This is a genomic window from bacterium, from assembly GCA_009926305.1.
GTDB lineage: Bacteria > Bdellovibrionota_C > UBA2361 > UBA2361 > RFPC01 > RFPC01.
This window is the reverse complement of sequence record RFPC01000183.1, coordinates 1-1,951: the sequence shown is the minus strand read 5'-3', so window position 1 is coordinate 1,951 and position 1,951 is coordinate 1. Positions and strand designations below refer to the sequence as shown.

Below are 1,951 nucleotides of genomic sequence, written 5' to 3'. Positions count from 1 at the left end.
TGTTGGTAATGGAGAAGGAGAGAGTGTCGCCGTCGAGATCGGAGGCGGCAACGATACCGATGGTGGTAGCGGCAGGTGTATTTTCGTCGTAGGAGAAGGTATAGACACCATCAACGAAGGAACCCGGGAAGTTGGGGTCTTCTTTAAAGATAGGAGCGCTATTCTGGTTGTCTACCCTAATCTTAAAGATGTTATTCCCGAGATCTATTGATTGGGTTGTTTCGTCGCCATCGGCATCTCTGACTGCTTTTGTTGCTAGAAAGTAGCCTTGTGGCGTTGTAATGCTTAGAGTTTCTTCTTTTGCCGTTGAATATTGCCGCCATAGTGTTGGTAGATTACTTTGGTCGCTAAATGAAAACTCTAGAATGCCACCAGCATTGATTCCAATTCTAAAAACTTCTACTACTACTGTATTTTCGGTGGCAATTCCAGAAATCTCGCCGTTGTCGGTGGTTATCAAGGTAATGCTTGCACCTTTCTGAGTTGGCGAATTATCTTTACTCAGATAGAGACCTGAAGCAATATTCTCCTGCAAGAGGTTTATGCTAAATGACGAGATTCCTTCACCATCCCCCCCATAGCTTTCATATCCAAAGAGGTCTGTAGACTGAACTGAAGCAGCATAGACACCATTCCCACTAGGAGGGAGTTCTGAATCATCAAGAAGAAGGGAAATATCTGCTGTGCCCTCATGATTGCTGAGGATTGGGCCGTCGTCCCTGATCTGAAACTTTGCGAATCCGACTTCATTCCTGTTTGATGTCAGTAGATCCACATAGGAGGTTTTATTGTATCTATAATCGTCATCGTCATCGTCATCGTCATCGTCATCGTCATCGATGTCCTCTTCTGACGATTCTTCTGACGAACTATCAGAACTAATTCCCTCGTCACTGTAATCGCTGTGGTCAACCTCTGGCTGCTCCTCGTTGTCTCGGTGGTATTCCGTAGATTCATCAGATTCTGACTGATGGTAGTAACTCTCTTTTTCGCCTTCTTCGTACGCTACTAAATCTCCTCGTTCGTGACTACTTTCCGTGGAATCTGCAGATGACGAACTCACCTTGACCCTTGAGAGTCTTAGTGCGACATTGTTGCCATTTTCAAGTGCGGTCAGGTTTAGCGATTCCAGGTCATTGTGGTCCTCAAGGTTGCTGTGCCATATTGATCTTGTCTGGCTGAATGTGACTAGGCCAGTGTTGTCGGTGATTATGCGAAAATATTCAATTTCTTGCCCATTGATATTTGTGTAGCCAATGACCTCTCCAAGATTCGTGCCTGTCCCGTTTTTGAGAAGGATTTGCTGACCTTGTCCATACCCATCCTGGTCTTCAGCCGTTGTTTGTGTGTCGGCATTGTCGATTGCGTATACGCCTGCTCCTACCCCGTCGTGCGCGATTAGTGTCCCATCGTTTGCATTAATTGCACCAATCGAGATGGAGTACTTGTAGGTATCCTCGTCTTCATCGTTGTTTTCTGATGAATCGCCCTCGTCACCTGAGCTTGAATCTGAGCTTGAACCTAATTCTGATTCAGACTCGGAATCGTAATTGCTAAATAGGCTGCTAAAATCGGCTGACGTTTGTCCCGGTACTTCAGAGTCTGCATTCGCTTGGGGGCCTTCCGTCTCATCAATTGTGAGTTCTATTGGAACGGTTGGCAAGCTTTGATTGTTGTAACTATCTTCATGCTGAATTGTGCTATCGTCGCCTTCATTAAGATTTTCATCGGTTTCAGCGTCCTCGCCTAAGGCTTCCGCATCAAGTACTTGACCTAGCGAGTTGATGCCACGATTGAGCCATTCTATTTCGGTTTCGATATCGCCTGTTTTGATCTCTAGTATTGCGTCGCCGCCCAGCTTTTCTGTTCCTGTTAGGTCGTTGCTGGCAGCCACATCGGCTTTAGTAAATTCGGCCAGTCTCTGAACAAATGCTACGCCATTTTCGCTCGC

Annotated in this window: 1 protein-coding gene; it reads right to left on the bottom strand. The window is 46.1% G+C overall.

Annotated elements, in window-relative coordinates:
- Window positions 1-1,951, bottom strand: a 1,951-nt coding sequence (locus EBR25_13555; protein ID NBW42008.1) for a DUF4347 domain-containing protein, incomplete at both ends; no start/stop codon positions are given.